This window comes from Frigoribacterium sp. VKM Ac-2859 (assembly GCF_013204925.1).
In the GTDB taxonomy this organism is placed as follows: domain Bacteria; phylum Actinomycetota; class Actinomycetes; order Actinomycetales; family Microbacteriaceae; genus Frigoribacterium.
The window spans coordinates 236512-263492 of sequence record NZ_JABMLC010000002.1; the positions used below are offsets into that span (position 1 = coordinate 236512).

Sequence of the window (26981 nt, forward strand, 5' to 3'; positions counted from 1 at the left end):
CCGACACGAACCGACCATGCACCCGCGCTCGACGTACCGCCTGCAGGTGCGCGCCTCCTTCGATCTCGACGCGGCAGCCGAGCTGGTGCCCTACCTTCGCGACCTCGGTGCCGACTGGGTCTACCTGTCCCCGATCCTCGCCGCCGAACCGGGCAGCGACCACGGGTACGACGTCGTCGACCACAGCCAGGTCGACCCCGAGCGGGGCGGCGCCGAGGGGCTCGACGAGCTGTCGACCCGCGCCCACGCGGCAGGACTCGGCGTCCTGGTCGACATCGTGCCGAACCACGTCGGCGTCGCCACCCCGAAGGCGAGCGTCTGGTGGTGGGACCTCCTGACCCACGGCCGCGCGTCCCGTTACGCCGACGCGTTCGACGTCGACTGGGCCGCCGGCGGCGACAAGGTGCTGCTGCCGGTGCTCGGCGAGCCCGCCGCGGCGGACGGCTCGATCGAGGGCCTCACGGTCGACGGCGACGAGCTGCAGTACTACGACAACGTGTACCCGATCGCCCCGGGCACGAGCTCGCCCGGCGACGACGCCGCCACCGTGCACTCGCGGCAGCACTACGAGCTCGTGCACTGGAAGCGCGCCGACACCGACCTGAACTACCGCCGCTTCTTCGCGGTCAACACCCTCGCGGGCATCCGCGTCGAGGACGAGGGAGTTTTCGCCGAGTCCCACGCCGAGATCGGCCGCTGGTTCTCGGAAGGCCTGGTCGACGGCCTCCGCGTCGACCACCCGGACGGACTGGCCGACCCGAAGGGCTACCTCGACCTGCTCGCGGCCCTGACGGGTGACGCCCACGTGCTCGTCGAGAAGATCCTCGAGGGGGACGAGCGCCTCCCCGAGGACTGGGCGACGGCCGGCACGACGGGCTACGACGCCCTCGCCGACCTCGACCGCCTCTTCGTCGACCCGAACGGCGCACCCGCCCTCGACGCCCTCGACGCGCGCCTGCGCCGGGCCCGCGGCGTGGACGCCGACGAGCACGCCGCCGGGGCGGACGAGACCACCGGCGACGAGCCCGTCGACTGGCACGAGATGATCCTCGGCACGAAGCGCGGCATCACCGACGGCATCCTCGGCAGCGAGATCAACCGCCTCGCCCGGCTGATCGCCGAGGGCGACACCGTCGACCCGTCCGTGGTCGACGCGCTGGCCGAGCTCGCCGCCGCCTTCCCGGTGTACCGCAGCTACCTGCCGCAGGGTGCCGGGTGGCTGACCGAGGCCGCCGAGGTCGCCACGACCCACCGCCCCGACCTGGCCGACGCCGTCGGACGCGTCGTCGCCGTGCTGCGCGACGAGTCGCACCCCGCCTCCGTGCGCTTCCAGCAGACGAGCGGCATGGTCATGGCCAAGGGCGTGGAGGACACCGCCTTCTACCGCTACAGCCGCCTGGCCACGCTGACCGAGGTGGGCGCCGATCCGAGCGAGTTCTCCGTCACGCCGGACGAGTTCCACGCGCGTCAGCAGGTCCGCCTCGCCGAGCGTCCCTTCGGCATGACGACCCTCTCCACGCACGACACCAAGCGCAGCGCCGACGTCCGCGCCCGCGTCTCGGTGCTGGCCGAGGTCGCCACCGAGTGGGCGGCGACCCTCGAACGCCTGCGCGAGCTGGCCCCGGTCGGCGACGGCCCGTTCGAGAACATCCTCTGGCAGACGATCGTCGGCTCGTGGCCCGCGTCGCGCGAGCGCCTGCACGCCTACGCCGAGAAGGCGTCCCGCGAGGCGAGCACGTCGACCACGTGGACCGACCGCACCGACGAGGCCGAGGCCTTCGAAGGACGGATGCACGCCGCCGTCGACTCCGCGTTCGACGACGACGAGGTGCGTCACGAGGTCGAGCGCATCGTCGACGTGCTGCGTGCACCCGGTTACAGCAACTCCCTCGGCGTCGCGCTGATGCAGCTGACCGGCCCCGGCAGCCCCGACGTCTACCAGGGCGGCGAGCTGTGGGACTTCTCGCTCGTCGACCCCGACAACCGACGCGAGGTCGACTTCGCCCTCCGCCGGCGCCTCCTGGACGAGGTCCGCGGCGGCGCGACGCCGGCGATCGACGACACGGGTGCCGCCAAGCTCGTGGTGACGCACCACGCCCTGACGCTGCGCCGCGACCGACCCGACCTGTTCACGCGCTACGCCGCGTTGCCGGTCTTCGGCGAGCAGGCCGCGTCGGCCGTCGCCGTGGACCGCGGTGGTGCGCTCGCGATCGCGACCCGCCTCCCCGTGGCCCTCGAGCAGGCCGGCGGCTGGGACGACACCGTGGTCCTGACCGCAGGAGGCGCGTACCGCGACGTGCTCACCGGCCGTCGGCACGAGGGCGGTCGCCTCCGACTGGCCGACGTGCTCGACACGTACCCCGTCGCCCTGCTGATCCCCGCAGAGGACTGACCCCGTCGGGTCGCGCCCCGTCGCGCCCGACTACCGTCGCCCCCGGGCGAGACGTCACGACATGCCGCTCACCTCTCGACGTGAGCGGCATGTCGTGCCTTCTCGGCCCCCTCCCCCGCCCCTTCCGAACCCGAGGAGACCGATGAGCGTCTACGACGTCTGGGCCCCGAAAGCGACCACCGTCCACCTGCACCTCGACGGCGAGCTGCTGCCGCTGTCCGCCGAGCCCGACACCGGCTGGTGGCGCGCCCCCGCCGACCTCGACCCGGGCCCGGGGCACCGCTACGGCTTCGTGCTCGACGGCGGCGACTCCCCCGAGGGCGAGACGCCGCTGCCCGACCCCCGCTCGCGTCGCCAGCCCGACGGCGTGCACGGCCTGAGCGAGACCTACGACCCGGGCGCCTTCGCGTGGACCGACGACGCGTGGACCGGCCGCCAGCTGGCGGGATCGGTCGTCTACGAGCTGCACGTCGGCACCTTCACGCCCGGGGGCACGCTCGACTCGGCGATCGAGAAGCTGCCCCACCTGGTCGACCTCGGCGTCGACCTGGTCGAACTGCTGCCGGTGAACGGCGTCAACGGCCGCTGGAACTGGGGCTACGACGGCGTGGACTGGTTCACGGTGACCGACAACTACGGCGGTCCCGAGGCGTACCAGCGCTTCGTGGACGCCGCGCACGCGGCGGGTCTCGGCGTCGTGCAGGACGTCGTGTACAACCACCTCGGCCCGTCGGGCAACTACCTGCCGCTGTTCGGGCCGTACCTGTCGAGCAAGCACGCGAACACCTGGGGCGACAACGTCAACCTCGACGACGACGGCGCCCACGAGGTGCGCGAGTTCATCCTCGACAACACGGCGATGTGGCTCGACGACTACCACGTCGACGGCCTGCGCCTCGACGCCGTGCACGCCCTCAAGGACGACAGCGAGGTCCACCTGCTGCAAGAGCTCGCCGAGCGGACCGCCGCCCTCAGCAGCCACCTGCGCCGGCCGCTCTCGCTGATCGCCGAGAGCGACCTGAACGACCCGCGCCTCGTCACCCCGCGCGACGGCGGCGGCTTCGGCCCCGACCACCGCCAGGGCTACGGCCTCGACGCGCAGTGGAGCGACGACTTCCACCACGCCGTGCACGTCGCGCTCACCGGCGAGACGACCGGCTACTACGCCGACTTCGAGCCGCTCGGCGCCCTGGCCAAGGTGCTGACCAAGGGCTTCTTCCACGACGGCACCTGGTCGTCGTTCCGCGAGGCGACGCACGGGTACCCGGTCGACACCGAGCACATGCCGACCTGGCGCCTGGTCGTGGCCAACCAGAACCACGACCAGATCGGCAACCGGGCGATCGGCGACCGCCTGGCCGCGACGCTCGACGACGGGCAGCTGATCATCGCCGCGGCGCTGACCCTGGCCGGTCCGTACACGCCGATGCTCTTCATGGGCGAGGAGTGGGGCGCCTCGACCCCGTGGCAGTTCTTCACCTCGCACCCCGAGCACGACCTCGGCGAGGCGACGGCGAAGGGCCGCATCGAGGAGTTCGCGAAGATGGGCTGGGACGAGTCGTCCGTGCCCGACCCGCAGGCGCCCTCGACGTTCGAGGACAGCAAGCTCGACTGGTCCGAGCTCGAGACCGGCCGCCACGCGGTGCTGCTCGACGCGTACCGCCGTCTGGGGGCGCTGCGCCGCAGCGAGCCCGCCCTGACCGACCCCCGCTTCGGCGAGACGGGCGTCGAGTACGACGGCGACGCCCGCTGGCTCGTGCTGACGCGCGGTGACCTGAAGATGGCGATCAACCTCGCCGACCAGGAGGCGCGGGTCGCGGTGAGCGCCGAGACCGTCCTGTTCGCCAGCGACGCGTCGATCGCCGCGGGGTCGAGCCTTCTGCTCCCGGCGCACTCGGTCGCGATCGTCCGCTGACGCGGGCACGGCCGACGCGCACTCGGCCGACGCGGGCCCGACCGGGGCCAGGACAGATGACGCGCGCCCGGGGCTGACCACCCCGGGCGCGCGCGTGCCGCCTCCCTGCTAGCGCGTCGACACGCCGCCACGCACGGGCCCGACCCGGTGCGAGGTCGCGCGGACGCTCGGCAGGCGACGGTGTCGCACGACCAACTCGACGACGGCGCGGGACCGTCGACGCAGACCCCACAGGGTCACCTTGGTCAGCGACTCCCGGACGATCGAACCGCTCATCTTCGAGGCGCCGTGGATGCGCTCGGTGAACGTGATCGGAGTCTCGACGACCCGCAGGCCCGCCTGCAGCGCGCGCCAGAGCAGGTCGACCTGGAAGCAGTACCCCCGCGACTCGACCCGGTCGAGGTCGATCCGGCGCAGCGCGGACGAGCGGAACACCCGGAACCCACCGGTCGTGTCGGCCACGCGGATGCCCAGGGCTCCCCGCGTGTACCAGCTGCCGCCACGGCTGAGCAGCTCCCGGCGGAGGGGCCAGTTCTCGACGGCGCCGCCGGGCACCCACCGTGAGCCGAGCACGAGGTCGTTCTCGCGGAGCAGCTCGAGCATGCCGGGCAGGTACTCGGGGTGGTGCGAGCCGTCGGCGTCCATCTCGACGAGGGCGTCGTAGCCTCGCTCCAGCCCCCAGGCGAAGCCGGCGAGGTAGGCGGCGCCGAGGCCGGCCTTCTCGGTGCGGTGCATCACGTGCACGCGGGGATCGCGGTCGGCGTAGGCGTCGGCCAGCTCTCCGGTGCCGTCGGGCGAGCCGTCGTCGACGACGAGGACGTCGACCGCGGCGCCGGAGGCGAGGGTGCGCCCCACGATCCAGTCGAGGTTCTCGCGCTCGTTGAAGGTCGGGATGATGACGAGGGCGTCGTTCATGGTGGGGTCCTTTCCCGTCGGGTGGGAGTCGGAGGTGTCGGGTGTCGGAGGTGTCGGGTGTCGGGTGTCGGAGGCGTCGGTCGGGCGTCAGGCCACGAGGTCGGCGAACACGATGAGGTTGTCGACGTAGTGCCCGGTCGACCGGTCGAAGGTGCCGTCGCAGGTGATCAGCCGGAGGCCGGGGGTCGGACTGGCCCCGTAGACGTCGCTCGTCGGGAACGTCGCCTTCGGGGTGCGCTCGCTGCCCGTGACGCGGAAGGTCTCGACCGAGCCGGTCGACAGCGTCACCTGCACCTCGTCGCCGGGCACGAGCTTCGCGAGGTCGACGAACACCGCGGGGGCGTCACCCGAGTCGACGTGTCCGGCGATCACGGCCGGTCCGACCGCGCCGGGGACGACGCCGTCCTGGTACCACCCGGCCGACAGCCACTCCTTCGGAGGGTCGAGCTCGCCCTGGGCGCCGAGGCCGAGGTCTTCGAGGCCGGAGTCGACCCCGATCGAGGGGATCTGCAGGCGGACCGGCGTCGCGTCGGCCGGGGGCGAGGTGTACGACGGGGCCGCCGGGTCCTGGAAGGCACCGGCCGCTCCGCTCGCCGCATCCGGCGTCGCACCGGTGGTGGCGGGGGCCGTGGCGACGGAGCCGGGTGCGTCCGCGTCGGTCCGGGCGGCGACGGCGGCCACCGTCACGCCACCGGCCACGAGGACGACGGCGGCGACCGCGGCGAGGACCGCCGCGCGGTGACCGGCGACGAACGTCGAGAGGCTCATCCGTTCACCACCAGGGGGGTGCAGGCGCCGAGGCTCGAACCCTCGAGTTGCAGGGCGGCGAGCGCCGCCCAGGCGCTGCCGTAGTAGGTCGGCGTCGACTGTGACAGCGAGTCGGCGGTCCGCAGGTCGGCCGTCGCCCGGTCATGCTGGCCGTCGCTGGCCTCGGCGGCGGCACGGGCGGCGTAGGCGAGGGGGCTCTGGTCCGAACCGACCGACTGCCCGCCGAGGTCGAGCTGCATGGGCAGCTCGTCGTAGCGCTGCAGCACGGAGGCCATCGACGCCGAGAGCTCCACGTCCTCGGGCTGGCACGACTCGGCGTAGCGCAGGGCGAGCCGACCGGCGTCGTAGCTGTACTGCACGGTGCCCGACGACCCGTCGGCGCTCGGCAGCGGGACCGTCGTGCCGTCCTGCTGCACCTGGGCCCAGTCGCTCGGGAGGGCCGTCGAGGCGAGGATGTTCGTGGTCACGGCTCGCGAGCCGGTCTCGAGCTCGGCCCATCGGGGGTCGCCGCTGGCCTCGCCGAGCTGCGCGAAGGTCGCGGGCGACGCGTACGAGGGGTTGTACGACCACGGGCCGGAGCCCATCGCCCACGGTCCGGGCAGCAGGATGCGGCCGACGTCGGTCGAGACCGTCATCTCGTCGAGCACGTCGGTGCCGAGGTCGACGCCCTCGGTCGTGAGGTCGGAGCGGTCGAAGGTCGAGCCGGCGAGCACGAGGGCCCGCGCCGCGTCGACGTCGGCGTCGCTGGCCGGCATGTCGTCGACGACCTCGCCGTCCTTCCACTGCCAGGCCAGCAGGCCGTCCGGGCGCACCAGGTTGCTCTTCGTCCAGTCCCAGATCGCGTCGAAACGGTCCTCGTCACCCACTCCGACGGCGACGAGCATCCCGTAGGCCTGCCCTTCGCTGACGGTGTCGTCGCCCTGGTCGCGACGCACGACGCGGCCGTCGTCGTCGACGTACCCGTCGAGGAAGTCCTTGCCGATCTCGGCGGCCGTTCGGGCCTGAGGAGTGGCCGTACCCGTCCCGGGGGTGCCGGTCGCGTCCGCGCCTGCCTGGTCCGTCGACGGGCCGCCGGCCCCTCCGACGACGAGGGAGGCGATGCCGGCGGTGATGGCGAGGGCCACCACGACGGCCGCTGCGAGCAGCGCCTTCGTCTTCTTCGTCATGTCGTTCTCTTCTCCTGCTCGGTGCTGCGGTCGGTCGACCCGGTCGACGCTCTGGACGCGATCGGGGCCGGGGAGGCGCGGTGCGACGGGTCGCTCACCGCGCCTCCTCGTCCTGTCGGGTGGTGCCGGGCGTCAGGCCCCGAACCAGCCGAGCACGGTGGCCCAGAGGCCCTTGGTCTCGCTCTTCTGCGGGTGCTCGGCGAGGTAGCCGCCACCGGTCTGGACGCCACCGACGGGCGCCTGCGCCGTGGCCGCGCTGTCGACGACCGGGACGACGGTCAGACCGCCGGTCGAGTTGTCGAGCACGAACAGCGTGTTGATGCTGCCCGCCGCGAGGTCGACGTCGCTCGTGCCGGTCACCTTCTTGCCGGTCAGGTCGAGGGTCCAGGGGCCGGCCGCGACCTGCGCGTAGCCGCTGGCGCTGCCGAAGGGCGCGTCCTCGGCGATGGTGGTGCCCGTGCTCGTCGCGACCGTCACGGTCTTGCTGACGTTCGCGGCCTGCACGAGGCGGACCTTGGCCTGGCCGTCGGCCGGGGCCGTCAGGTCGTCCGTGAAGACCTGGGTCTTCAGGTCGTCGTTCGGGCCGTAGGCGACGGCGGTGATCGGCTGGCCGCTGTCGACCGTGATGTTCGACGTGATGACCGGCTTGGCACTGGTGGGTGCGTCCGCGGCCGTCATCGAGACCACGTAGGTGCCCGCGGCCAGCGCCTGGTAGGGGCTGACCTGGCCGTAGGTGACGTCGTCGAGGTCCATGACGACCTGCCCGCCCTTGAGCGAGGTCAGCGTGACGTCGACGGCCTTCGTGTCGGGCGAGAGGTGGCCGACGCGGACCCAGCCGTCCCCGTCGGCGGCGTGCGCGGGCGACGTGCCCACGAGGGCGCCGGCGAGGGCGACCCCGGTGGCGGCGGTGAGGGCGAGCACCGTCGCGAGGCGGCGGCGTCGGGACGGGACGCCGGTGACGGCGGCGGGTGCGGTGGTGGTGCGTGAGAGGGAAGCCACGATGGCTGGTCCTTTCCGGTCGGGTGTCCCACCCGGGACGGGTGGGACGCGGTGAGGAGGTGCCGGCGCCCGTGGGAGGACGGACGCCGGCGTGGCGATCAGTTCGAGAGGACGCCCGTCGGTGCGACGGCCGAGAAGGTCACGCGCAGTCCGTCACCCGAGGGGACGACCGACTCGGGGACGTAGACGCTGCCCAGGCCCTCGAGCGTGGTCTGTACCTCGTCGACCGACTGACCACCCTGCGGGGTGACGTCGAACTGCCGGAACAGGGCGTCCTGTTCACCCGGCAGGGCCGCGGGGTCGGCGACCGAGATCGGCCCGAGGGCGGCGAGCTGACCGAGCACGATGATCGCGCGCGGGTCGAGGCGACCGTCCGAGAGCGCCGTCGACAGGGTCGACGAGATCTGCAGGTTCGGGTTCTGGGCGAGTTCGGCACCGGCCTGCGAACGGGCCGACGCGGCGTCGTCCGCCTCGGTCTGCGCCTGCGCGGCCCCCTGGCTGTCGATCTGCCGGACGTTGACCTGCTGGTCGCCGTCGCCGAACGAGGCGATCACGGTCGAGTTCGCGAGGGCCTCGCGGATCTCGGGCGAGGTCGGCCCCGAGGTGCGGACCGACTCGGTCTCGAAGAGGTAGTCCGAGTCGCGCCAGCCGTTCGGCGACTGCGCCTGGACGGCACCGTCGGTGTCGATCTTGTAGAACCAGATCACGTTGTCGCGGGCGAAGCCGGCCTTGACCAGGTCGACCCAGACCGCGTCGTCGACCAGCAGGCGGCTGTCCTTCGGCACGTTCGTCTCGACCCAGCTCTCGGCGTTGCGCATGGGCGCGTCGAGGTCGCTGTCCAGGAAGCCGCGCAACTGCACGGCCCAGAGCGGGACGATCGCCACGACGGCCGCGAGGGTCAGGGCGAGCCAGGCCACCGAACCGGTGCGGGACGCCGCGGTCGAGAGCGCGCCGGCCCGACGGGCACGGAACGCCCGGACCGCGTGGTCGGTGACGGCCGCGACGAGGAGCGCCGCGAACGGCAGCAGCATGATCACGTAGGGCACCGGCAGGTAGCCGCCGGGACGGAACATGAAGGCGATCAGGAACACCATCATCACACCGAGCGGGCGCAGCCTCTTGACGAAGACCGCGACGACCGAGGCCAGCGTACCGAGCACGATGAGCACCTGGTCGAGCTGCCACCACTGCGACACGGTCGCGAAGAAGAGGCTGCCGGTGTCGAACACCGAGCCGCTCGCCTCACGGGTCGCGAGCTGGAACTGGATGCCCTCGAGCAGGCTCACCCTGCCGGCACCGGGCAGCAGCTCGCCCTTCACCGCGGCGAGCGCGACGTAGCCGAGGCCGACGAGCACGAGCAGGCTGCCCGCGATCGACAACGTGTACCGACGGGTCGACTTGTCGGCCCCGCGCCACATGATCCAGGCCAGGAAGGGCAGCGCCAGCAGGTACGTCTCCTTCGAGAGCACCGCGATGCCGAACGAGAGGGACGCCGCCGCGAAGCCGGCGAGCTGGTAGCGCTTGCTCAGGGCGAAGACGAACGCGGCCAGCAGCCACGGGGTGGCGACGTTGTCGAGGTAGACCGTGCGGTGGAACTGCAGGGCCAGCGGCGACACGGCGAACACGAGACCGGCCACGGCGGCCGCGGGACGGCTGAGGCCGAGCTTGCGGCCGAGCAGCCAGACGAGGGCCACCGAGACGACCGTGAAGAACAGCATCGCCTCGCGAGCGGCGAGCACGGCGACGTCGTACCGCGAGAAGGCGCCGGTCAGGGCCGTGTAGGCCGAGATCTGCAGCCAACCGACCGGCGGGTGGTCGTACCAGTAGGTGTAGTGGGTGATCTCGCCGAGGTTCTGGATGGCCCAGGCCTGGGCGGCGTAGGTGCCCTCGTCGTCGATGCGTTGCGGCGAGCCGTCCATGTTGAAGGCCATGACGACCGCGGCGATCGCGAGGACGGGCAGCAGCCAGGCGAGGCTCGCGCCGTGTCGACGCAACCACGACGCGGGCCGGGCGCCCCGCGGGTCCTTCGTGGGGACCACGCGTGTTCCCGGTCCGTTCGACACCGTGGTGTCGGCCGCGCGGGGGCGGTTCAGCGTGCTGGTCATCGGTCACCTCCGGTCATGGCCAGGGCGGGCTCCGTCGAGGAGGCGCGGGGCGCCTCCTGCGGTTCGGTCGCGACCTCGTCGCGGTGCGCGCCGGTGTGCTCGGTCTTCTCCCAGGCGTTGAGGCCGCGCAGCTGGCGGAAGACCGCCCGGACCGCGGCGAGCGCGAGGAAGATCTGGTACGGCAGCAGTCCCCAGACGAGGCGGAAGTAGTCGCGGGCCCGGACCTTCTGGCCGTAGACCCGCCCGAACTCGCGCAGGCCGGTGAACTCGACGGCCAACAGCACGAGCGTCGGCGCCAGGGGCACGAACGACACGAGTGCGATGGCGGTCGGCACCTTCGTGGTCAGGATCAGGACGATCGAGACGGGGATGAGCAGACCGGTGGCGGCCTGGATGAACGGCATGGTCAGCAGGTAGCGGGCCATGAGGCGCTGGCGCAGGCGGGGTAGCTTCTTCCACTCGCCCTTGCCGTAGACCTGCATGAAGCCCTGGTTCCAGCGGGTGCGCTGCTTGAGCAGCGACACGAAGGTGCCGGGGGTCTCCTCGCGGGTGACGACCTCGGGGCTGTAGGCCACGACGACCTTGGCCCCGGCGCTCGAGAGGCGGACGCCGAGCTCGCAGTCCTCGGCGAGGCACTCGGCGTCCCAGCCCTCGGACCAGTCGAGCCAGTCCTTGCGCACGAAGACGGTGTTGCCGCCGAGCGGGATGAACTTCTCCTTGGCGTGGAAGTGCAGGCGCGACCGGAACCAGAAGTAGTACTCGAGCACGTTCCGCAGGCTCCACCAGCTGCTCTGGAAGTTCATCAGCTGGACGCCGCCCTGCACCACGTCGGCGTCGGTCTCGGTGAACCGGGAGTCGACGAGCGTCAGGAGGCGGGGGTGCACCTCGTCCTCGGCGTCGAACACGCCGACGATCTCGCCACGCGACGACTGAAGGGCCAGGTTCAGCGCCTTGGGCTTGTTCTTCGGCACGCTCGAGTCGACCACCACGCGGATCAGCTCGGGGTGACGGGCGGCCGCCTCACGGGCGACCCGCTCGGTGCCGGGGTCGTCGTGGCCGACGATCGCGATGATCTCGAAGTCGGGGTGGTCCTGCTGGGCGAGGCGGTCGAGGGTCTGGCCCATGACCTCCTCCTCGTGCCGGCCGGGCACGAGCAGGGTGAACGAGTGGGCGGCGTCGAGGGGGTTCTCGCTGAACTGGCTGTCGTCGAGGTTGTCCTTCGACCGCCAGGCGTGCAGCATCCACCAGAGGGTCGACACGGCGACCGCGGTCAGCAGGATCGTCACGACGATCAGCGACGAGTAGCCGATCCACTCGAGGGGCGACCAGTCGGGCAGCTGGAAGCCGATCATCGAGTCGGCGGCACCGGTCGAGCCACGGTTCGGGACGAACTGCGACGGGTCGGCGGGGGCTTGCGGGGTGAGCAACGGGGCGGGTTCGCCCGCTGCGAGATGTGATGTCGGGATCTGGGTCGGGTCAGTCGACACAGGATCACTCTCCAGTCAGGGGGTCGGGTGCAGGTGGGCCTGCGAGGTGGTCTGCGGGATGGGGTCGTCGGTCGGCCGGGGGCCGATGACGGTGGCGAGCGCGGCCGACGGATCGGGGGTGTCGGCCGTGGTGGTGACCGCGGGCGAGCCGCGGAAGACGAGGTGGCGGTAAGCCAGGTAGCGGAAGGCGGTCCCGAGGACGAGACCGACCCCGTTGGCCGCGACGTTGTCGGCGAGCTGGCTCGTGAAGCCCAGCAGGTAGTGCGAGACGAACAGGCAGGCCGAGGCGATCAACAGGCCGCCCACGTTGACGAGGCCGAAGGTGACGGCCTCGCGGACGACGGCCTGGTTGCGTCCTTCCCGGAAGGTCAGGTACCGGTTGCCGAGCCAGGCGACGGCCGTCGCGACGATCACCGAGACGACCTTGGCCCCGATGGGCTTGTCGTCGAGCAGGGTGGCGCGCAGCAGGTTGTACACGCCGACGTCGACGACGAAGGCGATCCCGCCCACGGCGCCGAACGTCGCGAGTTCCTTCACCCGTGCGACGAGGCGCAGGGGTGGCGTCGGGTTCGTCGTGGCGGCACGGTCGGGACGTGCCCCCTGGACGGGGGACTCTGGTTCGGGCATGACACCGGTTCGGGGGACGTCGCCGGATCGGTTTGGTCGGGGTACGCAGATCTGGGCCAACTGCCAGACAGGCGACATCTGCCGGTCATCCGACGGCGGATTCGTCGAGCCCGACGGGTCGCCCGGCGAGGACCGGGGCGCTCGTCGAGGGGCCGACGACCCGCGGGCGGACGATCGCGAGTTCCGCCGCGACCGCCGTGACGACCGCGCAGAGGGTGACCAGCCGGTCCGGCACCGAACCGACGACGACCAGGAGGCGCTCCCGGCTCGTCGCGCGCCGCCCCTGTTCCGCAGCCGCCTCCGTCGTGGCCCCGACGTCGAGGAGCTGCGAGAGCATCCAGGGCAGCACCGGGAGCGCCGCGAGCGCGACGACGAGGACGGGTGCACCGACCAGGACCGTCGAGGCGACCGTCGTGGCCGTGAGGACCGTCACGGCGGCGTCGACCAGCGGCTCGGTGAGGACGCCGAGGGCGCGGCGCCGCGCGCCCGGCCGGAGCCGACGCCAGTCGCCCTGCCCCAGAACCTGCAGGCAGCCGCGGACCCACGTCGCCCGGGCACGGGCCAGGTCGCGGAGCCCACCCGGCGACCGCTCGACCGTGGTCGCCTCGGCCGAGGTCGCGATGACGATCCGGGCACCGGCCGCCGTCATGCGCACGCCGAGGGCCAGGCCCGCCTCGACGCGGGAGGCGTCCCAGCCCCCCGCCCAGGCGAGCCACGCGTGACGCACGAAGAGCGTGCTGTCCGACAGCGGCACGAAGCCGGCGCGACCGTGGGAGCGGACCACCGACCGGGACCACCACCAGCGGTCGACGGTCGACCGGGGCGTCCACCAGGGGGTCGCCGCGAGCGCCGGGCGGCTGGCGTGCTGGACCGCGTCGGCGTCCGTGCGGGTCAGGACCGAGTCGACCAGGGCGAAGAGGCGGGGGTGCGGCCGGTCGCCCGCGGAGAAGACGCCGACGATGCCGTCACCGTCGGGGGCGAGTTCGTCCGCGAGGGAGGAGGCGGCCACGGGCGTCCGCCCGGCGAGCGGGCCGGTCCTGACGATCCGGACCCGTTCCGGATGACGCCGGACGGCGGAGGCGGCGACGTCGAGGGTCAGGGCGTCGTCCACGTCGACGACCACGAGGACGCGCACGTCGGGGTGCCGCTGCCGGGCCAGCAGGTCGAGCGTCACGGCCAGGCCGGCCGGCCCGTGCGCGGGAACCAGGGCCGTGAACGCGTGCGCCGGGGGCAGCACCGGGCCGTCGAGGTCGCCGTGGCCGAGCTCCTCCAGCTCGCGGACGAGGTAGAGCCTGCGCACGATGCGACCGATGGTGACGGTCAGGACCAGCGCGACGAGCACGGCCAGCAGCGCCGTGCCGGCCCACTGCAGGCTCGACCAGTCCGCCCACGGCAGGGCGGCCGAGACGTCCTCCCCCGGGACGGAGGGCGGGCCGCCCCGGTTCGGCACGAACGGTGTCGGCGTCGCGGGCAGCGTCGGCGTCAGGACGGGGCCGGGCGCCGCGAAGGCGGGTGCGGAGGTCACGGTGGTGATCCAGTCGGGTCGGGGCAGCGGGAGCCTCGGACGTCCGGTCCCGCAGGGGACCGCGACGTCCGACGGATCGTGTCCCCCAGCCGGGGGACATGATCTGATGAATCGTCACTGTACGCCTCCTCAGTCGACCGCACGGGCCTTCGCCGCGTCCCCTGCGACGCGTAGCGTGGGGTCATGGAATTCAGACACCTCGGCGACAGCGGACTCAAGATCTCGGAGATCACCTACGGCAACTGGCTGACGCACGCGTCCCAGGTCGAGAACGACGTGGCGACGCAGTGCGTCCGTGCGGCCCTCGACGCCGGCATCTCGACCTTCGACACCGCCGACGCCTACGCGAACACCGCGGCAGAGCAGGTCCTCGGCGACGCCCTCAAGGGTGAGCGTCGCGAGGGACTCGAGATCTTCACGAAGGTCTACTGGCCCACCGGCCCCCGCGGACACAACGACGTCGGCCTCAGCCGCAAGCACGTGCTCGAGTCGATCGACGGGTCGCTCCGCCGCCTCGGCACGGACTACGTCGACCTCTACCAGGCCCACCGCTACGACCACGAGACCCCGCTCGAAGAGACCATGCAGGCGTTCGCCGACGTGGTCCGCGCCGGCAAGGCGCTCTACATCGGCGTCAGCGAGTGGACCGCCGAGCAGATCCGGGCGGGCCACGAGCTCGCCGTGAAGCACGGCGTGCAGCTGATCTCGAACCAGCCCCAGTACTCGATGCTCTGGCGCGTCATCGAGTCCGACGTCGTGCCGGCGAGCAAGCAGCACGGCCTCGGCCAGATCGTCTGGTCGCCCGTCGCCCAGGGCGTCCTGACCGGCAAGTACAAGCCCGGAGCCGAGCTGCCCGCGGGCAGCCGCGCGACGGACGACAAGGGAGGCGCGGACACGATCAAGCGCTTCCTCACCGACGAGGTGCTCACCGGCGTCGCGAAGCTCGAGCCGATCGCCGCCGACCTCGGCCTCTCGATGGCCCAGCTGGCCATCGCGTGGGTGCTGCAGAACGACAACGTCGCCTCCGCGATCATCGGGGCCTCGCGCCCCGAGCAGGTGGCCGACAACGTCAAGGCGGCGGGCGTCACGGTGCCCGCCGACGTCATGGCCCGCATCGACGAGGCGCTCGGCGACCTCGCCGAGAAGGACCCCGGCAAGACGGTCTCCCCCGAGCGCCGCCCGGCCTGACGCCCGTCCGGCCCGACCCGGGCCGGTCCGCAGGACATCCCCTCGACATCGTCCGGACACCCCGGGAATGTTGTCCCGCTGGATGCGCTTGCATATACTCGTACCAGCTTCGATGACACGTCATCGACCTTGACCTCACAGATTCAGGAGAACACCATGACCATCACCGCAGAGAAGATCCCCGCCGGCACCTGGAACCTCGACCCCACCCACAGCGAGGTCTCGTTCAGCGTCCGCCACCTGGCCATCAGCAAGGTCAAGGGCTCGTTCGAGTCCTTCGACGCCTCGCTGGTCACGGCCGAGGACCACACCGCCTCGAAGGTCACCGCCTCGATCGACGTGGCCTCGGTCAACACCAACCAGAAGGACCGCGACGGCCACCTGCAGACCGGTGACTTCTTCCTCGCCGAAGAGCACCCCAAGATGACCTTCGTGTCGACCAGCATCGAGGAGAAGGGCGACGACGCGTTCCTCGTGCACGGCGACCTCACCCTCCGCGGCGTCACCAAGCCCGTCACCCTGAAGAGCGAGTTCGGCGGCCTCGTCGTCGACGGCTACGGCCAGACCAAGCTCGGCTTCTCGGCGACCACCAAGATCGACCGCACCGAGTTCGGCGTCACCTGGAACGCGGCCCTCGAGGCCGGCGGCTTCACGCTGGGCAACGACGTCACCGTCACGCTCGAGATCCAGTTCACGCTCGCCGCGTAGGCACCGGCACCACGAAGGGCCCGCTCTCGCTCGGCGAGGGCGGGCCCTTCCGCGTCATCCCGCGAGGACGCGCCGCAGCACGGCGCGCTCCCCCAGCGTCCAGGCCGCGCTCGTCACGAGGTAGAGAGCGGCCGCGAGCGGGGCGAACGCCGCGAACAACACGCTGACGAACGGCAGCCAGCGCACCAGGCCCGCCATGCCCGGGAGCGCCTCCTGCCCCGGCCCGGCCGTCGGGACGGTGACCGTGCCGGTGAAGCGCAGCGTGGCGCGCCGGCTCGTCTCGACCACGACGGCGAGCAGCGCGAGCAGCACCAGGTACGGCCAGACCGCCGGGAGCCCCACCGCGAGAGAGGCGAACAGGTTGGCGCCGAGGGCGGCCCCGCCGAGGGTGTGCGTCAGCAGGGCGTTGGCGTGCCCGGCGATCTCGGAGTGCGCGAACAGCGAGTAGACCGCCGTGAGCACGGGTGCCTGCGCGAGGGTCGGCAGGCAGCCGGCCAGCGGGGACGCCTTCTCGGAGGCGTACAGCCCCATCAGCGCCTTGCTGCGGGCCGCGGGGTCGGTGATCCGGTGGTTCAGGTCGGCGATCGCGGGGGCCAGGCGGCGGCGGGCGACCTCGGCGCGCACCTGCGAGACGCCCACGGGCACGAGCACGAGCCGGACGAGCAGGGTGAGCAGCACGACGCCGAGGGCGGCGGCGGACGACCCGGCCACCGGTTCGACGAGCACGCCGAGGGTGGTGACGAGCGACTGCAGACCGCCGAGGACGACGGCGATCGGGGGGAAGGTGGACAGGTCCATGCGGACTCCTCGGTCAGAGAGACGGTGGGTGTCTTCTGGCCGCCGAGGGGCGTCGGGTCGACGCGGGCGCGGGTGCGCTCAGGCGGCCGGGACGGCCCGCCCGGGAGCCCGGGACCGCACGTGCCCGCGGGCGTCGGGGTCGCGTCGCCAGACGAGGAGGCGCGTGCCGGCTTCTTCACGGAGCGTCACCTCGGGCACCGCCCCGGCCAGCCCACAGAGCGTGAGCACGACCCGGGCCACGCCGAGCGCGACCACCGCGGTGGCCGCACCGAGCAGGCCGACGAGCACGACCGCGGACAGCGGCGCTCCGCCGGACGAGAGCACGGCCTCGACGAACGCCGCGAGGGGCGCCAGCATCGAGAGGCCGAGGGTCATGCCGACGACCCTAGCCGACGGTCCTACCATCGGGGCAGTGCCCTCGGGAACACCGTGCCGTCCCACGCGGTTGACGCCGAGAGCCACCGCCCCGCCCCGAGAGGACTCCCGATGACCGTCGACTGGATCACCCTGCAGAAGACCGCCCACGACGAGTTCGCCCGTCGCGTCGAGGCCGTGGCCGACTGGGACGCCCCGACGCCGGACACCGAGTGGAAGGTGCGCGACCTCGTGCGTCACGTCACGCGCGAGCAGCAGTGGGTGCCGCTGCTGCTCGAGGGCGGCGACCCCTCCGAGGCGGAGAACTCCATCGAGCCGCTCGGCGACGACCTCGTCGAGGCCTGGCACCGGTGGTCCGGTGCCGCCACCGCCGCCTGGAGCGCGGCCGACCCCCACGCCGAGGTGCGGTTGAGCGCCGACGTCGTGCCCGTCCACGAGTACCTCGCCGAGCAGGTCGCCGACGTGACGATCCACACCTGGGACCTCGCCCGTGCCGTGGGGACCGACGAAGAGCTGGACGACGCGCTCGTCGAGGCCGTCTGGGGCGTGTTCGCGCCGCAGAAGGACGCTCTCGAGGCCTCGGGCCTCTTCGCGTCCCCCGTCCCGGTAGACGACGACGCGCCGCTGCGCATCCGCCTGCTCGCCCTCACCGGTCGCGACGCCCGCTGAGCCGTCCGCCCACCCGGTGAACGTCCTCGGCGACCCGACCTGCGCCTCCCGGGGGTTCATCACCCGGCCCTGCCAAGGTGGTGGCATGACCGCCCCGATCGATCGCCCGTGGCTGCACAGCTACGCCCCCGACGTCCCCGCCGACATCGAGCCCGTGACGGGCAGCCTCGTCGACCTCATCGACGACGCCGTGTCGACGTACCGGCAGAAGCCGGCCCTCGAGTTCTTCGGCCGCGAGACGAGCTACCGCGACCTGGGCGACCAGGTCGCCCGCGCGGCCGAGGGCCTCAGGAGGCTCGGCGTGGGTCGCGGCGACCGGGTCGCCCTGATCCTGCCGAACAGCCCGCAGCACGTGGTGGCGTTCTACGCGGTGCTGCGCCTGGGCGCGGTCGTGGTCGAGCACAACCCGCTCTACACCGACCGTGAGCTGCGCCACCTCTTCGAGGACCACGGCGCCACGATCGCCATCGCCTGGGACAAGTTGGTCGACCGACTGCGCTCCCTGCCCGCCGACATCGGCTTCTCGACCGTGGTCTCGGTCGACGTGACGAAGGGCATGCCCCTCGGCACGCGCCTCGCCCTCAAGCTGCCGGTGCCCGCCGCGAAGAAGAGCCGCGCGGCCCTCACCGACGGAGCCGAGGGCGACGTCACCTGGCAGGGGCTGCTCGCGAACCGTCCGCTGCGCAAGAAGCACCCCCGACCCGACGTCGACGACATCGCCCTGCTGCAGTACACCAGTGGCACCACGGGCTCACCCAAGGGCGCGATCCTCACCCACCGCAACCTCCGCAGCAACGCTGCGCAGGGTCGCGCCTGGGTGCCGGGCCTCGTCGACGGCGACGAGACGGTCTACGGCGTGCTGCCCTTCTTCCACGCCTACGGCCTCACGCTCTGCCTGACGTTCGCGATGAGCATCGGGGCGCGCCTCGTCCTCTTCCCCAAGTTCGACGTCGACCTCGTGCTGAAGGCCGCGAAGAAGCACCCGCCGACCTTCCTGCCGGCCGTGCCGCCGATCTACCAGCGCCTCGCCGACGCGGCCCGCGAGCGCGGCGTCGACCTGTCGTCGGCACGATTCGCGATCTCGGGCGCGATGAACCTGCCGAGCGCCGTCGTCCAGGCCTGGGAGGGCGTCACGGGCGGCATGCTGGTCGAGGGGTTCGGACTGACCGAGACCTCGCCCGTCGCCCTCGGCAACCCGATCGGCCCGACCCGTCGCGTCGGCACCGTGGGCGTGCCGTTCCCGTCGACCGAGGCCCTGGTCGTCGACCGCGACGACCCCGATCCGAGCCGCCCGGTCGTCGCCGGGGCCGCCGGAGAACTGCTGCTGCGGGGCCCCCAGGTGTTCCGCGGCTACTGGAACCGACCCGACGAGACCGCCGAGGCCTTCCTCGAGGGCGGCTGGTTCCGTACCGGCGACATCGTCACGATGAGCACCGACGGGTACGTCACGATCGTCGACCGCATCAAGGAGCTCATCGTCACGGGTGGCTTCAACGTCGCCCCCTCCGAGGTCGAGGAGGCGGTCCGCAACGCCCCCGGCGTGGCCGAGGTGGCCGTGGTCGGCCTGCCCCGGACGGGCGGCGGCGAGGACGTGGTGGCGGCCGTCGTGCTCGAGCCGGGTGCCGAGTTCGACGCCGAGGCCATCCGCGACGCCTCACGCGGCCAGCTGGCGGCCTACAAGGTGCCGCGGCGGGTCGTCCGGCTCGACGAGTTGCCCAAGTCGCTGATCGGCAAGGTGCTGCGGCGCGAGGTGCGCGACCGGCTCATCGCCGCGGGCTGACCCTCCCCGCGGGTCCTGCCGACGGTGCCCCGTCGGCGGGTCCGGTCGGCGTGGTCAGAGACCTTGCCACCGGTCGATCGGCCAGCTGACCACGAACGCCCGCCCGATCACGTCGTCGACGGGCACGAAGCCCGCGTAGGGCCCGGTCTGGTGTGCACGCGAGTCCGCCGACCGGTCGCGGTTGTCGCCGAGCACCCAGAGCGCCCCCTCGGGCACGGTCACGTCGAAGTCGGTCGCCGAGGCGCGGGGTCCGCCGTCGGCGAGCGTGAGGTACGGCTCGTCGAGGGCCAGGCCGTTGACGAGCACGTGGCCGTCCGCGTCGCAGCAGCTGACGTGGTCGCCCGGCAGGCCGATGACGCGCTTGACGAGGTCCTGACCGGCGTCGTCGCCGTAGCCGAGCCACCCGCCCGGGTCCTCGAAGACGACGATGTCGCCGCGGTGCAACGGCAGGAGTCCGGGTGCCAGCTCGTTGACGATGATCCGGTCGCCGATCATCAGCGTCCGTTCCATCGATCCCGACGGGATGGAGAAGCTGCGCACGAGGAAGGTCCGCACGCCCCAGGACAGCAACAGCCCCACCAGGACGATCGCGAGCAACTCGAGCAGCCACCGGCCCGTGGGGTTCCGGCGGACCCCGGAGGCGCGGGTCCCCTCGCCCTCGTCGGTCGCGTCCGCGAGGGGGCTGCTGTCGGTCACCGGCTCATCCTGTCAGCGCGTGCCCGCGCCCGCCCTCCCCGGTCAGGGGGCCGTGGGGCCACGGTCCCGCTGCCCCGGGTCGTCCGTCAGGCGGCCGTCCACCCGATGCGGTCGAGCCGGGCGAGGGCGTGCTCCTCGGCGACGGGTCGCTTGCCGAGGACTCCCCCGACGCCCGCGAGCATGGCCTGCGCCGGCGCCCGGGTCGGGATGCCGATCGGGCCGACGTGCGGCGAGCGCAGCCCGAGCAACTCGCGGAAGCGCGGCTGCAGCGTGCCCACCGCGCCGTTGAAGAGCACGGGATAACCGACCTTGAGAGCGGGGAAGAGCGGCGGTCGCTTGATGAATTTGACGACGTCGTCGGTGCGCGCGGTGCGCTCGAGCACGCCCCGGCGGTCGAAGTCCATGAGCTGTGACTGCATCTCGGCGACGCTGCGCGGCGGGTTAGGCACGCCCATCAGCTCGCCGGCCGTCGCCCACTCGCGGACGTAGGCGTCGGGCCCCCCGGGGATCGGCTCCCGGCCCCACTCGAGGTAGGCGGCGAGGAACGAGTCGGCGAAGGCCATGTGCACCCAGCTGAGCAGCTCCGGGTCGTTGGCGGCGTAGTCGTGGGTCACGCCGTTCCGGTCGTCGTACGTGCCGACGACCTTCGTGTGCAGGCGTGACACCCAGTTCGACGCGTGGGTGGCGGCCTCGCGGCTGCCGTACGAGACGGTGTAGATCCAGCGGATGGTGCCGGCGAGACGGCCGAGCGGGTCCTCGCGGAAACGCGAGTGGTCGTGGACGCCGGCGAGCGCCCCCGGGTGCTGCGCCTGGACGAGCAATGCCCGCACGCCGGCGGGGATGGTCGACATGGCGCCGTGCACGGCCCACACCGCCGAGCCCGGCAGGAAGAACCCCTCGTCGTCGCCCTTCTCGAGGTCGGTGACCCACTCGGGCGTGCCCGTGTACTGCCCGTTGAAGGTGTACTGCAGGCGGGCGCGGAGGGGTTCGGTCAGTGCGGGCATGCCTCGATCATGCGCCGCGGTGGCTGGACGCTCGCAGCGGACGCACGCCGCGCCTCCTGCGTCCCGGGGAGGGGCAGGAGGCGCGGCGTGCGACTCGGGGTGGGTCTCAGTTCCCGTGGGCCTCGATCGAGACGGGCTGCCACTCGTTCCAGGTCGCCAGACGCGACTCGTAGTCCTTCGTGGCGATCTCGAGCGGCGCCTTGCCGAAGAAGACGCGCAGCGGCGGCTCGTCGGCGTCGACGACCGTGAGGATCGCGGAACGGGTGGCCGTGGGGTCGCCGGGGTCGGCGGCCGAGGGACGCTTCGACGCGGCCTCACGGACGTCGGCGTAGGCCTCGAGTTCGTCGCTGCGCGAGGCGGAGGGGCCCGACCAGTCGGTCGAGTAGCCGCCGGGCTCGACGAGGGTCACCTTGATGCCGAAGCCCGCGATCTCCTGGGCCAGCGACTGGCTGAAGCCCTCGAGCCCCCATTTCGAGGCGTGGTAGATGCCGACCGTCGGGAAGGCGCTGATGCCGCCGATGCTCGACACCTGGACGATGTGACCCGAGCCCTGCTCGCGCATGATCGGGAGCGCCGCCTGTGACACCCAGAGGGCGCCGAAGAGGTTCGTCTCGAGCTGGGCACGGGCCTCGTCCTCGGTGATCTCCTCGATCATGCCGAAGTGGCCGAAGCCGGCGTTGTTCACGACGACGTCCAGCCGTCCGAAGTGCTCGGCGGCCTTCTGCACCGCGGCGACGTCGGCCGCACGGTCGTTGACGTCGAGCTGGAGGGGCAGGAAGGAGTCGCCGTACGCGTCCACGAGGGGCGTGACGTCGTCGATCTTCCGTGCGGTGCCCGCGACCCTGTCGCCGCGTTCGAGGGCCGCCTCGGCCCATTCGCGGCCGAAGCCCTTGGATGCACCGGTGATGAACCAGACCTTGCTCACGATGTGTCGTTCCTCTCTTCGTGATGTCGAGGACCATGCTGCGCCGCGCCTCCTCGTCCGCGGTCAGGTTGCCAGCCGGCACCGAGCCCACGGGGTACGCCCGGCGGTCGATAGAGTGGCCCGGTGACCACCGACAGCGCTCGTCCCTGGCTCGACTCCTACGCACCCGGCGTGCCGCACGACCTCGAACCGGTCGACGGCTCGCTGCTCGACCTGGTCGAGGCCTCCGCGGCGCGGTACCCCAGGGCGGTGGCGCTCGAGTTCTTCGGGGCGACGACCACCTATTCCGAGCTCGTCGACCAGATCGCGCGGGCGGCCGAGGGGCTGCGCAAGCTCGGGGTCGGCCACGGCGACACCGTCGCGATCGTGTTGCCGAACGGTCCGCAGCACGTCGTCGCGTTCTACGCGGTGCTGCGCCTCGGCGCGATCGTCGTCGAGCACAACCCGCTCTACACGCCGCGCGAGCTGCGTCACCAGTTCGAGGACCACGGCGCCAAGGTGGCCATCGCCTGGAACAAGGTGGTCGAGACCATCCAGGCATTCCCCGACGACGTGGCCGTCGATCACCTCGTCTCGGTCGACGTCACCCGGGCGATGCCGTTCACCACGCGGGCGGCCCTGGCCCTGCCGATCAAGAAGGCCCGCCAGTCCCGTGAGCGCCTCACGACGACCGTGACGGGCACCACGCCGTGGGAGAAGGTCGTCGGCTCGTCGCGCATCAAGGCGAGGCACCCGCGACCGACCACCGACGACCTGGCGGTCATCCAGTACACGAGCGGCACCACGGGCGCGCCCAAGGGTGCCCAGCTGACGCACCACAACCTCCTGTCGAACGCCGCGCAGGCCCAGGCCTGGGTGCCCACGATCGAGCGCGGCACCTGCGTCGTCTACGCGGTGCTGCCGATGTTCCACGCGTACGGCCTGACGCTCTGCCTCACCTTCGCGATGAGCATGGGCGCCCGACTCGTGCTCTTCCCGGCCTTCGACCCGGCGCTGGTGCTCAAGGTCATGAAGAAGCACCCGCCGACCTTCCTGCCCGCGGTCCCCCCGATCTACGCCCGTCTGCAGAAGGCCGCCGACGACGCCGGCGTCTCGCTGAAGGGCGTCGACGTCGCGATCTCGGGGGCCATGCCGCTCTCGGCCGACGTCGTCGAGCCGTGGGAGGCCGAGTCCGGCGGCTGGTTGGTCGAGGGCTACGGGCTCTCCGAGTGCTCGCCCGTCCTCATGGCCAACCCCGTCGGTCCGACACGCCGCGCCGGCACGGTCGGTCTGCCCCTGCCGGGCACCGAGGTGCGCGTCGTCGACCCCGAGAACCCCACGGTCGACGTGGCGGCCGGTGAACGCGGCGAGCTGATCGTCCGTGGCCCGCAGGTCTTCAGCGGGTACTACCGCAAGCCGAAAGAATCGGGCGAGGTCTTCGTCGACGGCGACTGGTTCCGCACCGGCGACATCGTCACCATCGACGACGACGGGTTCGTCCGCATCGTCGACCGCATCAAGGAGCTCATCATCACCGGCGGCTTCAACGTCTCGCCGTCCGAGGTCGAAGAGGTCCTGACCCGGTTCGAGGGCGTCGCCGAAGCAGCGGTCGTGGGTCTGCCCACCCCCGGCGGCGAACAGGTGGCCGCCGCGATCGTCGTGAAGCCGGGCGCCCACGTCGACGTCGCGGCCCTGCGCTCGTTCGCGCGCAAGCACCTCACGCCGTACAAGGTGCCGCGGCGCATCGTCGTCGTCGACGACCTCCCCCGGTCGCTCATCGGCAAGGTGTTGCGCCGCAAGGTACGCGACTCGCTGGCCGAGCGCTGAGACCGGACCCGCGCCTCCTCGACCGGACGACGGTCGGCAGGTGCGGGTCGGTCCACCCGCGGCCGCGGCTCAGCTGGGCGAGACGCGATCCGTCATGCGACCCTCGGCCAACCAGGCCAGTCGCTGCAGCGCTTCTCTGTTGCGCCAGTGCAGCGGCGGGTCCATCAGGGCCTTCGGCACCAGCCGACCGGGGCCCGCGACGGCGTACTCGGTCATCGTGACGAAGCAGCCGCCCATGCGGTTGCGCACGTCGATCTCGACCCGGGCCTCGCCCATCGGCCAGCCCCTGGCGTGGAACACGGCCCGGACCGGAGGGTCCCACTCGAGGATGGTCGTCACGTCGTCGATGACCAACGGCCAGACCCCGAACGAGTGGTGGACCCTGGCCTCGACGCTCGGCCAGGTCAATTCGACCTCGCGGATGCGCGCCGACCCGACGACCCAGCTCGTGAAGAGCCACCCGTCGCTCAGCACGTCGAAGACGTCGTGGGGTGAGGCCTCGATGAAGCGGTGCGTGGTGCTCATCCGTCGATCCTGGCACGGTCCCCGCGCGCCGCGCACCCCGTTGACGCGCCCCTGCCGCCGTGGATCAGATCGGGCGTCGGGCGCCTCCCCCGTCGGGAGTCGACGCGATCAGGAGTCGACGCCGAGGTACGGCAGCCGGTCGATGCCGAACTCGTGCTTCAGGGCGCTGCGCGCGGCGTAGGCGCCACCCAGCCCGTGCACCGAGGGGCCCGGCGGGGTCGAGGACGAACACAGGTAGAGGCCCGGCGTCGGCGTGCGCCACGGTTCGGTCGACAGCGTCGGCCGTGCGGCCAGCTGCCAGACGCTCGGGGCCCCGGCGGCGATGTCGCCGCCGATGTAGTTGGGGTCGTGCGCTTCGAGGTCGACCGCCGTGCGGCTGTTCGTGGCCAGGATCGTGTCACGGAACCCCGGCGCGAAGCGCTCGATGCCGGCGATGACGGTCTCGGTCTGGTCGACCGTGGACCCGCGCGGCACGTGCGTGTACGCCCACAGGGCCTGCTGACCGTCGGGGGCGCGCGTGCCGTCGACCACGCCCGCCTGGGCCACCAGGACGTACGGCGTGCGGGCGTGTCGACCCGAGGCGACGTCGTGCTCGCCCGAGGCGATCTCGGCCCGCGTCCCCCCGAGGTGCAGCGTGGGGCTGCGCCGGGCCTCGTCGTTCGCCCAGGGCACCGGCCCTGACAGCGCGAAGTCGACCTTGGCCGCCGCGTTCCCGTACCGGAAGCGCCGCAGGGCGCGCTCGTACCGGTCGGGCAGACGACTGCCCGCGATGTCGGCCAGGGCACGGGCGCTCGTGTCGAAGATCGTGGCCTTCGCCCTTGGCAGCTCGTCGATCGACGTGACGTCCACGCCCGTCGTGATGGTGCCTCCGTGGGCCAGGACGTCGTCGGCCATGGCGTCGACGATCGACTGGCTGCCACCGGTCGGCACCGGCCAGCCCCGGGCGTGCGCGTGGACGGCCAGGACGAGTCCGGCAGCCGAGGTCGACAGGCTCGGCATCGGGCGGATCGCGTGGGCCATCACCCCGGCGAGCATGGCCGGGGCCTCGTCACCCGAGAACCCGGCGTTCCACCAGGGGCCGCTCTGTGACAGGGCGGCCAGACCGAAGCGTGCGAGGGTCACCGGGTCGTCCGGCACCCGGACGAGCTCGCGCATCGTGAACTTCGCCATGCGGGGCTCGGTCTCGACCAGACCCCGCAGGAGGCGCGCCCAGGCGGCCCCGTCGACACCGAGCCCGTCCGCCGTCCGGTCGAGGTCCCGGTAGGCGATGCCGGCACGTCCGCCGTCGAGCGGGTGGGCGTACGAGATGTCGGGGACCGTCAGCTCGATCCGGCGGTCGAGTTGGAACCGCTGGAAGAACCCCGATGCGAGGGCCATGGGGTGCACGGCCGAACAGATGTCGTGGCGGAAGCCCGGCAGGGTCGCCTCCTGGGTGCGCGCTCCCCCACCGATCGTGTCGGCCCGTTCGACGACCTCGACGCGGAGACCGGCCCGAGCGAGCACCACGGCCGCCGCGAGACCGTTGGGCCCCGCACCGACGACGACCGCGTCCACCTCGGGCGCGGCGCTCATGCCCGACGCCCGCGGGTCACCCGACCCACCACGGCGGCGGTGGCGGCCGCGGACGCCCCCACCACGGCCCCCACGGTCAGGGCGCGGTTGCGGGTGTACCAGACCTGCGGACTCGTGGTGCGCGCGCGGTCGCTGAAGATGCCGCGAGCCCCGTGGTCACCGGCCGTGGGCTCGTAGAGGTTGTCGGGCAGCATGGGCTCGCTCTTGTCGGGAGCCTGCTGGCCGGAGTACCCGCTCTTGGCGAGGTAGACGTCGAGGAAGTTCGCGACGAACCGGTTGCCGAGCACCGTCATGACGGTGGGCTCGCCGAGCCAGGTCCGGCGACGCGGCTTGTCGGCGACGTCGGCGATCGCCCGGGCCCCGACCTCGGGTTCGAAGATGGGCGGCACGGGCTGGGGGTGCTCGGGCAGGGTCGAGCGCACCCAGTTGAACTGGATGGTGTTGAGGGCCGGCATGTCGACCGTGCTGATCCGCACCGAGCTCTTGTTGTGGATCAACTCGGTCGTCACCGACTCGGTGAAGCCCTGGACGGCGTGCTTCGCGCCGCAGTACGAGGCCTGGAGCGGGATGCCTCGGTGGGCGAGCGCCGATCCCACCTGGATGACCTGCCCGCGGTCGCGGGGCACCATGCGCGACAGGGCCGCACGAGTGCCGTTGACGAAGCCGAAGTAGTTGACGGCCGTGGCCCGCTCGAAGTCGTCGGGGTCCGTCTCGAGGAACTCGCCGAACACACCGACCATGGCGTCGTTGACCCAGAGGTCGATCGGCCCGAGCTCGGCCTCGACGCGATCGGCGGCCGACTCGACCTGGGCGCGATCGGCCACGTCGGTCGAGATGCCCAGCGCGCGGCGACCGGCGGCCTCGACGTCCCGGACGGCCCCGTCGAGGCCGTCCTGTCCCCGAGCGAGGATCGCGACGTCCCATCCGCGCGCGGCGAGCTCTCGGACGGTGGCCCGGCCGAGTCCCGCGGACCCTCCGGTGACGACGGCGGTTCTCGTGCTGGTCATGGTGCTCCCTCGGGCCTCTCGGCGGATCG

The 26981-nt window shown here is 72.3% G+C and carries 23 protein-coding genes; 7 read left to right on the forward strand and 16 right to left on the reverse strand.

From position 1 onward, the window contains the following. Positions 1-16 precede the first annotated feature (16 nt). Together treY and treZ are read left to right on the forward strand one after the other, a co-directional pair. The gene (gene treY / locus HQQ78_RS09010; RefSeq protein WP_173154737.1) at positions 17-2392 is read left to right on the forward strand and encodes a malto-oligosyltrehalose synthase; all 2376 of its coding nucleotides are present in this window, start codon (positions 17-19) and stop codon (positions 2390-2392) included. A gap of 142 nt (positions 2393-2534) precedes the next feature. Further along, positions 2535-4307 carry a malto-oligosyltrehalose trehalohydrolase gene (treZ, locus tag HQQ78_RS09015; RefSeq protein WP_173152619.1) on the forward strand — a complete coding sequence of 591 codons (1773 nt, stop codon included), beginning with the start codon at positions 2535-2537 and terminating at the stop codon, positions 4305-4307. A 108-nt stretch (positions 4308-4415) separates the two neighbouring features. Here treZ and HQQ78_RS09020 read toward each other — a convergent pair whose 3' ends face one another. The 8 genes from HQQ78_RS09020 to HQQ78_RS09055 form a co-directional block, all read right to left on the reverse strand. After that, positions 4416-5222 (reverse strand): polyprenol monophosphomannose synthase, encoded by an 807-nt coding sequence (locus HQQ78_RS09020; protein WP_056048503.1) that lies wholly within the window; start codon positions 5220-5222, stop codon positions 4416-4418. Positions 5223-5309: 87 nt separating this feature from the next. Then, positions 5310-5990: a class F sortase gene (locus HQQ78_RS09025; RefSeq protein ID WP_173152623.1), complete on the reverse strand. Its 681-nt coding sequence runs from the start codon at positions 5988-5990 to the stop codon at positions 5310-5312. Continuing rightward, positions 5987-7156, reverse strand: coding sequence for a glycosyl hydrolase family 8 (locus HQQ78_RS09030; RefSeq protein ID WP_173152627.1), 1170 nt, complete (start codon positions 7154-7156; stop codon positions 5987-5989). Before HQQ78_RS09030 ends, HQQ78_RS09025 begins: the two co-directional genes overlap by 4 nt. Positions 7157-7288: 132 nt before the next feature. Beyond that, entirely contained in the window at positions 7289-8155 is an 867-nt protein-coding gene (locus HQQ78_RS09035) for a DUF4397 domain-containing protein (protein ID WP_056048509.1), read from the reverse strand. Positions 8156-8253: 98 nt separating this feature from the next. Then, a complete protein-coding gene (locus HQQ78_RS09040) occupies positions 8254-10260 on the reverse strand; it encodes a glycosyltransferase family 39 protein (protein WP_158612916.1) in 2007 nt (668 codons plus the stop codon). Then, positions 10257-11747, reverse strand: a complete 1491-nt coding sequence (locus HQQ78_RS09045; RefSeq protein ID WP_233568480.1) for a glycosyltransferase — start codon at positions 11745-11747, stop codon at positions 10257-10259. Before HQQ78_RS09045 ends, HQQ78_RS09040 begins: the two co-directional genes overlap by 4 nt. A gap of 15 nt (positions 11748-11762) precedes the next feature. Beyond that, complete coding sequence (locus HQQ78_RS09050) at positions 11763-12374, reverse strand: GtrA family protein (protein WP_173152630.1); 612 nt, start codon at positions 12372-12374, stop codon at positions 11763-11765. 85 nt (positions 12375-12459) lie between these two features. Continuing rightward, entirely contained in the window at positions 12460-13899 is a 1440-nt protein-coding gene (locus tag HQQ78_RS09055; RefSeq protein ID WP_173152633.1) for a glycosyltransferase, read from the reverse strand. A 183-nt stretch (positions 13900-14082) separates the two neighbouring features. Between HQQ78_RS09055 and HQQ78_RS09060 the strand changes: the two genes are divergently transcribed. Both HQQ78_RS09060 and HQQ78_RS09065 read left to right on the forward strand, forming a co-directional pair. After that, positions 14083-15087, forward strand: coding sequence for an aldo/keto reductase family protein (locus tag HQQ78_RS09060; RefSeq protein WP_056048517.1), 1005 nt, complete (start codon positions 14083-14085; stop codon positions 15085-15087). Between the two features lie 156 nt (positions 15088-15243). Beyond that, the gene (locus tag HQQ78_RS09065; protein WP_054144994.1) at positions 15244-15795 is read left to right on the forward strand and encodes a YceI family protein; all 552 of its coding nucleotides are present in this window, start codon (positions 15244-15246) and stop codon (positions 15793-15795) included. 54 nt (positions 15796-15849) lie between these two features. Here the strand turns inward: HQQ78_RS09065 and yidC are convergent, their stop codons facing one another. Both yidC and HQQ78_RS09075 read right to left on the reverse strand, forming a co-directional pair. After that, positions 15850-16593 carry a membrane protein insertase YidC gene (yidC, locus tag HQQ78_RS09070; protein WP_173152636.1) on the reverse strand — a complete coding sequence of 248 codons (744 nt, stop codon included), beginning with the start codon at positions 16591-16593 and terminating at the stop codon, positions 15850-15852. Between the two features lie 78 nt (positions 16594-16671). Next, a complete protein-coding gene (locus HQQ78_RS09075) occupies positions 16672-16968 on the reverse strand; it encodes a DUF6412 domain-containing protein (protein WP_052505164.1) in 297 nt (98 codons plus the stop codon). A 111-nt stretch (positions 16969-17079) separates the two neighbouring features. Between HQQ78_RS09075 and HQQ78_RS09080 the strand changes: the two genes are divergently transcribed. Both HQQ78_RS09080 and HQQ78_RS09085 read left to right on the forward strand, forming a co-directional pair. Beyond that, entirely contained in the window at positions 17080-17637 is a 558-nt protein-coding gene (locus HQQ78_RS09080; RefSeq protein WP_056048524.1) for a TIGR03086 family metal-binding protein, read from the forward strand. Between the two features lie 85 nt (positions 17638-17722). Next, complete coding sequence (locus tag HQQ78_RS09085; RefSeq protein ID WP_173152639.1) at positions 17723-19417, forward strand: long-chain-fatty-acid--CoA ligase; 1695 nt, start codon at positions 17723-17725, stop codon at positions 19415-19417. A 54-nt stretch (positions 19418-19471) separates the two neighbouring features. Here the strand turns inward: HQQ78_RS09085 and lepB are convergent, their stop codons facing one another. The 3 genes from lepB to HQQ78_RS09100 form a co-directional block, all read right to left on the reverse strand. Continuing rightward, positions 19472-20113, reverse strand: a complete 642-nt coding sequence (gene lepB / locus HQQ78_RS09090) for a signal peptidase I (RefSeq protein ID WP_307784997.1) — start codon at positions 20111-20113, stop codon at positions 19472-19474. Between the two features lie 86 nt (positions 20114-20199). Beyond that, positions 20200-21117 (reverse strand): oxygenase MpaB family protein, encoded by a 918-nt coding sequence (locus tag HQQ78_RS09095; RefSeq protein WP_173152642.1) that lies wholly within the window; start codon positions 21115-21117, stop codon positions 20200-20202. Positions 21118-21223: 106 nt separating this feature from the next. After that, complete coding sequence (locus tag HQQ78_RS09100; protein ID WP_371740481.1) at positions 21224-22042, reverse strand: SDR family oxidoreductase; 819 nt, start codon at positions 22040-22042, stop codon at positions 21224-21226. A gap of 123 nt (positions 22043-22165) precedes the next feature. Between HQQ78_RS09100 and HQQ78_RS09105 the strand changes: the two genes are divergently transcribed. Beyond that, entirely contained in the window at positions 22166-23848 is a 1683-nt protein-coding gene (locus HQQ78_RS09105; protein WP_173152645.1) for a long-chain-fatty-acid--CoA ligase, read from the forward strand. 69 nt (positions 23849-23917) lie between these two features. Here the strand turns inward: HQQ78_RS09105 and HQQ78_RS09110 are convergent, their stop codons facing one another. The 3 genes from HQQ78_RS09110 to HQQ78_RS09120 all read right to left on the reverse strand — a co-directional run bounded on the left by HQQ78_RS09110 (position 23918) and on the right by HQQ78_RS09120 (position 26952). Continuing rightward, positions 23918-24373, reverse strand: coding sequence for an SRPBCC family protein (locus HQQ78_RS09110; protein WP_056048541.1), 456 nt, complete (start codon positions 24371-24373; stop codon positions 23918-23920). A gap of 108 nt (positions 24374-24481) precedes the next feature. Then, the gene (locus HQQ78_RS09115; RefSeq protein WP_173152648.1) at positions 24482-25945 is read right to left on the reverse strand and encodes an NAD(P)/FAD-dependent oxidoreductase; all 1464 of its coding nucleotides are present in this window, start codon (positions 25943-25945) and stop codon (positions 24482-24484) included. Continuing rightward, a complete protein-coding gene (locus HQQ78_RS09120) occupies positions 25942-26952 on the reverse strand; it encodes an SDR family oxidoreductase (protein WP_043594173.1) in 1011 nt (336 codons plus the stop codon). The genes HQQ78_RS09115 and HQQ78_RS09120 overlap by 4 nt, the downstream gene beginning before the upstream one ends. Positions 26953-26981 lie beyond the last annotated feature (29 nt).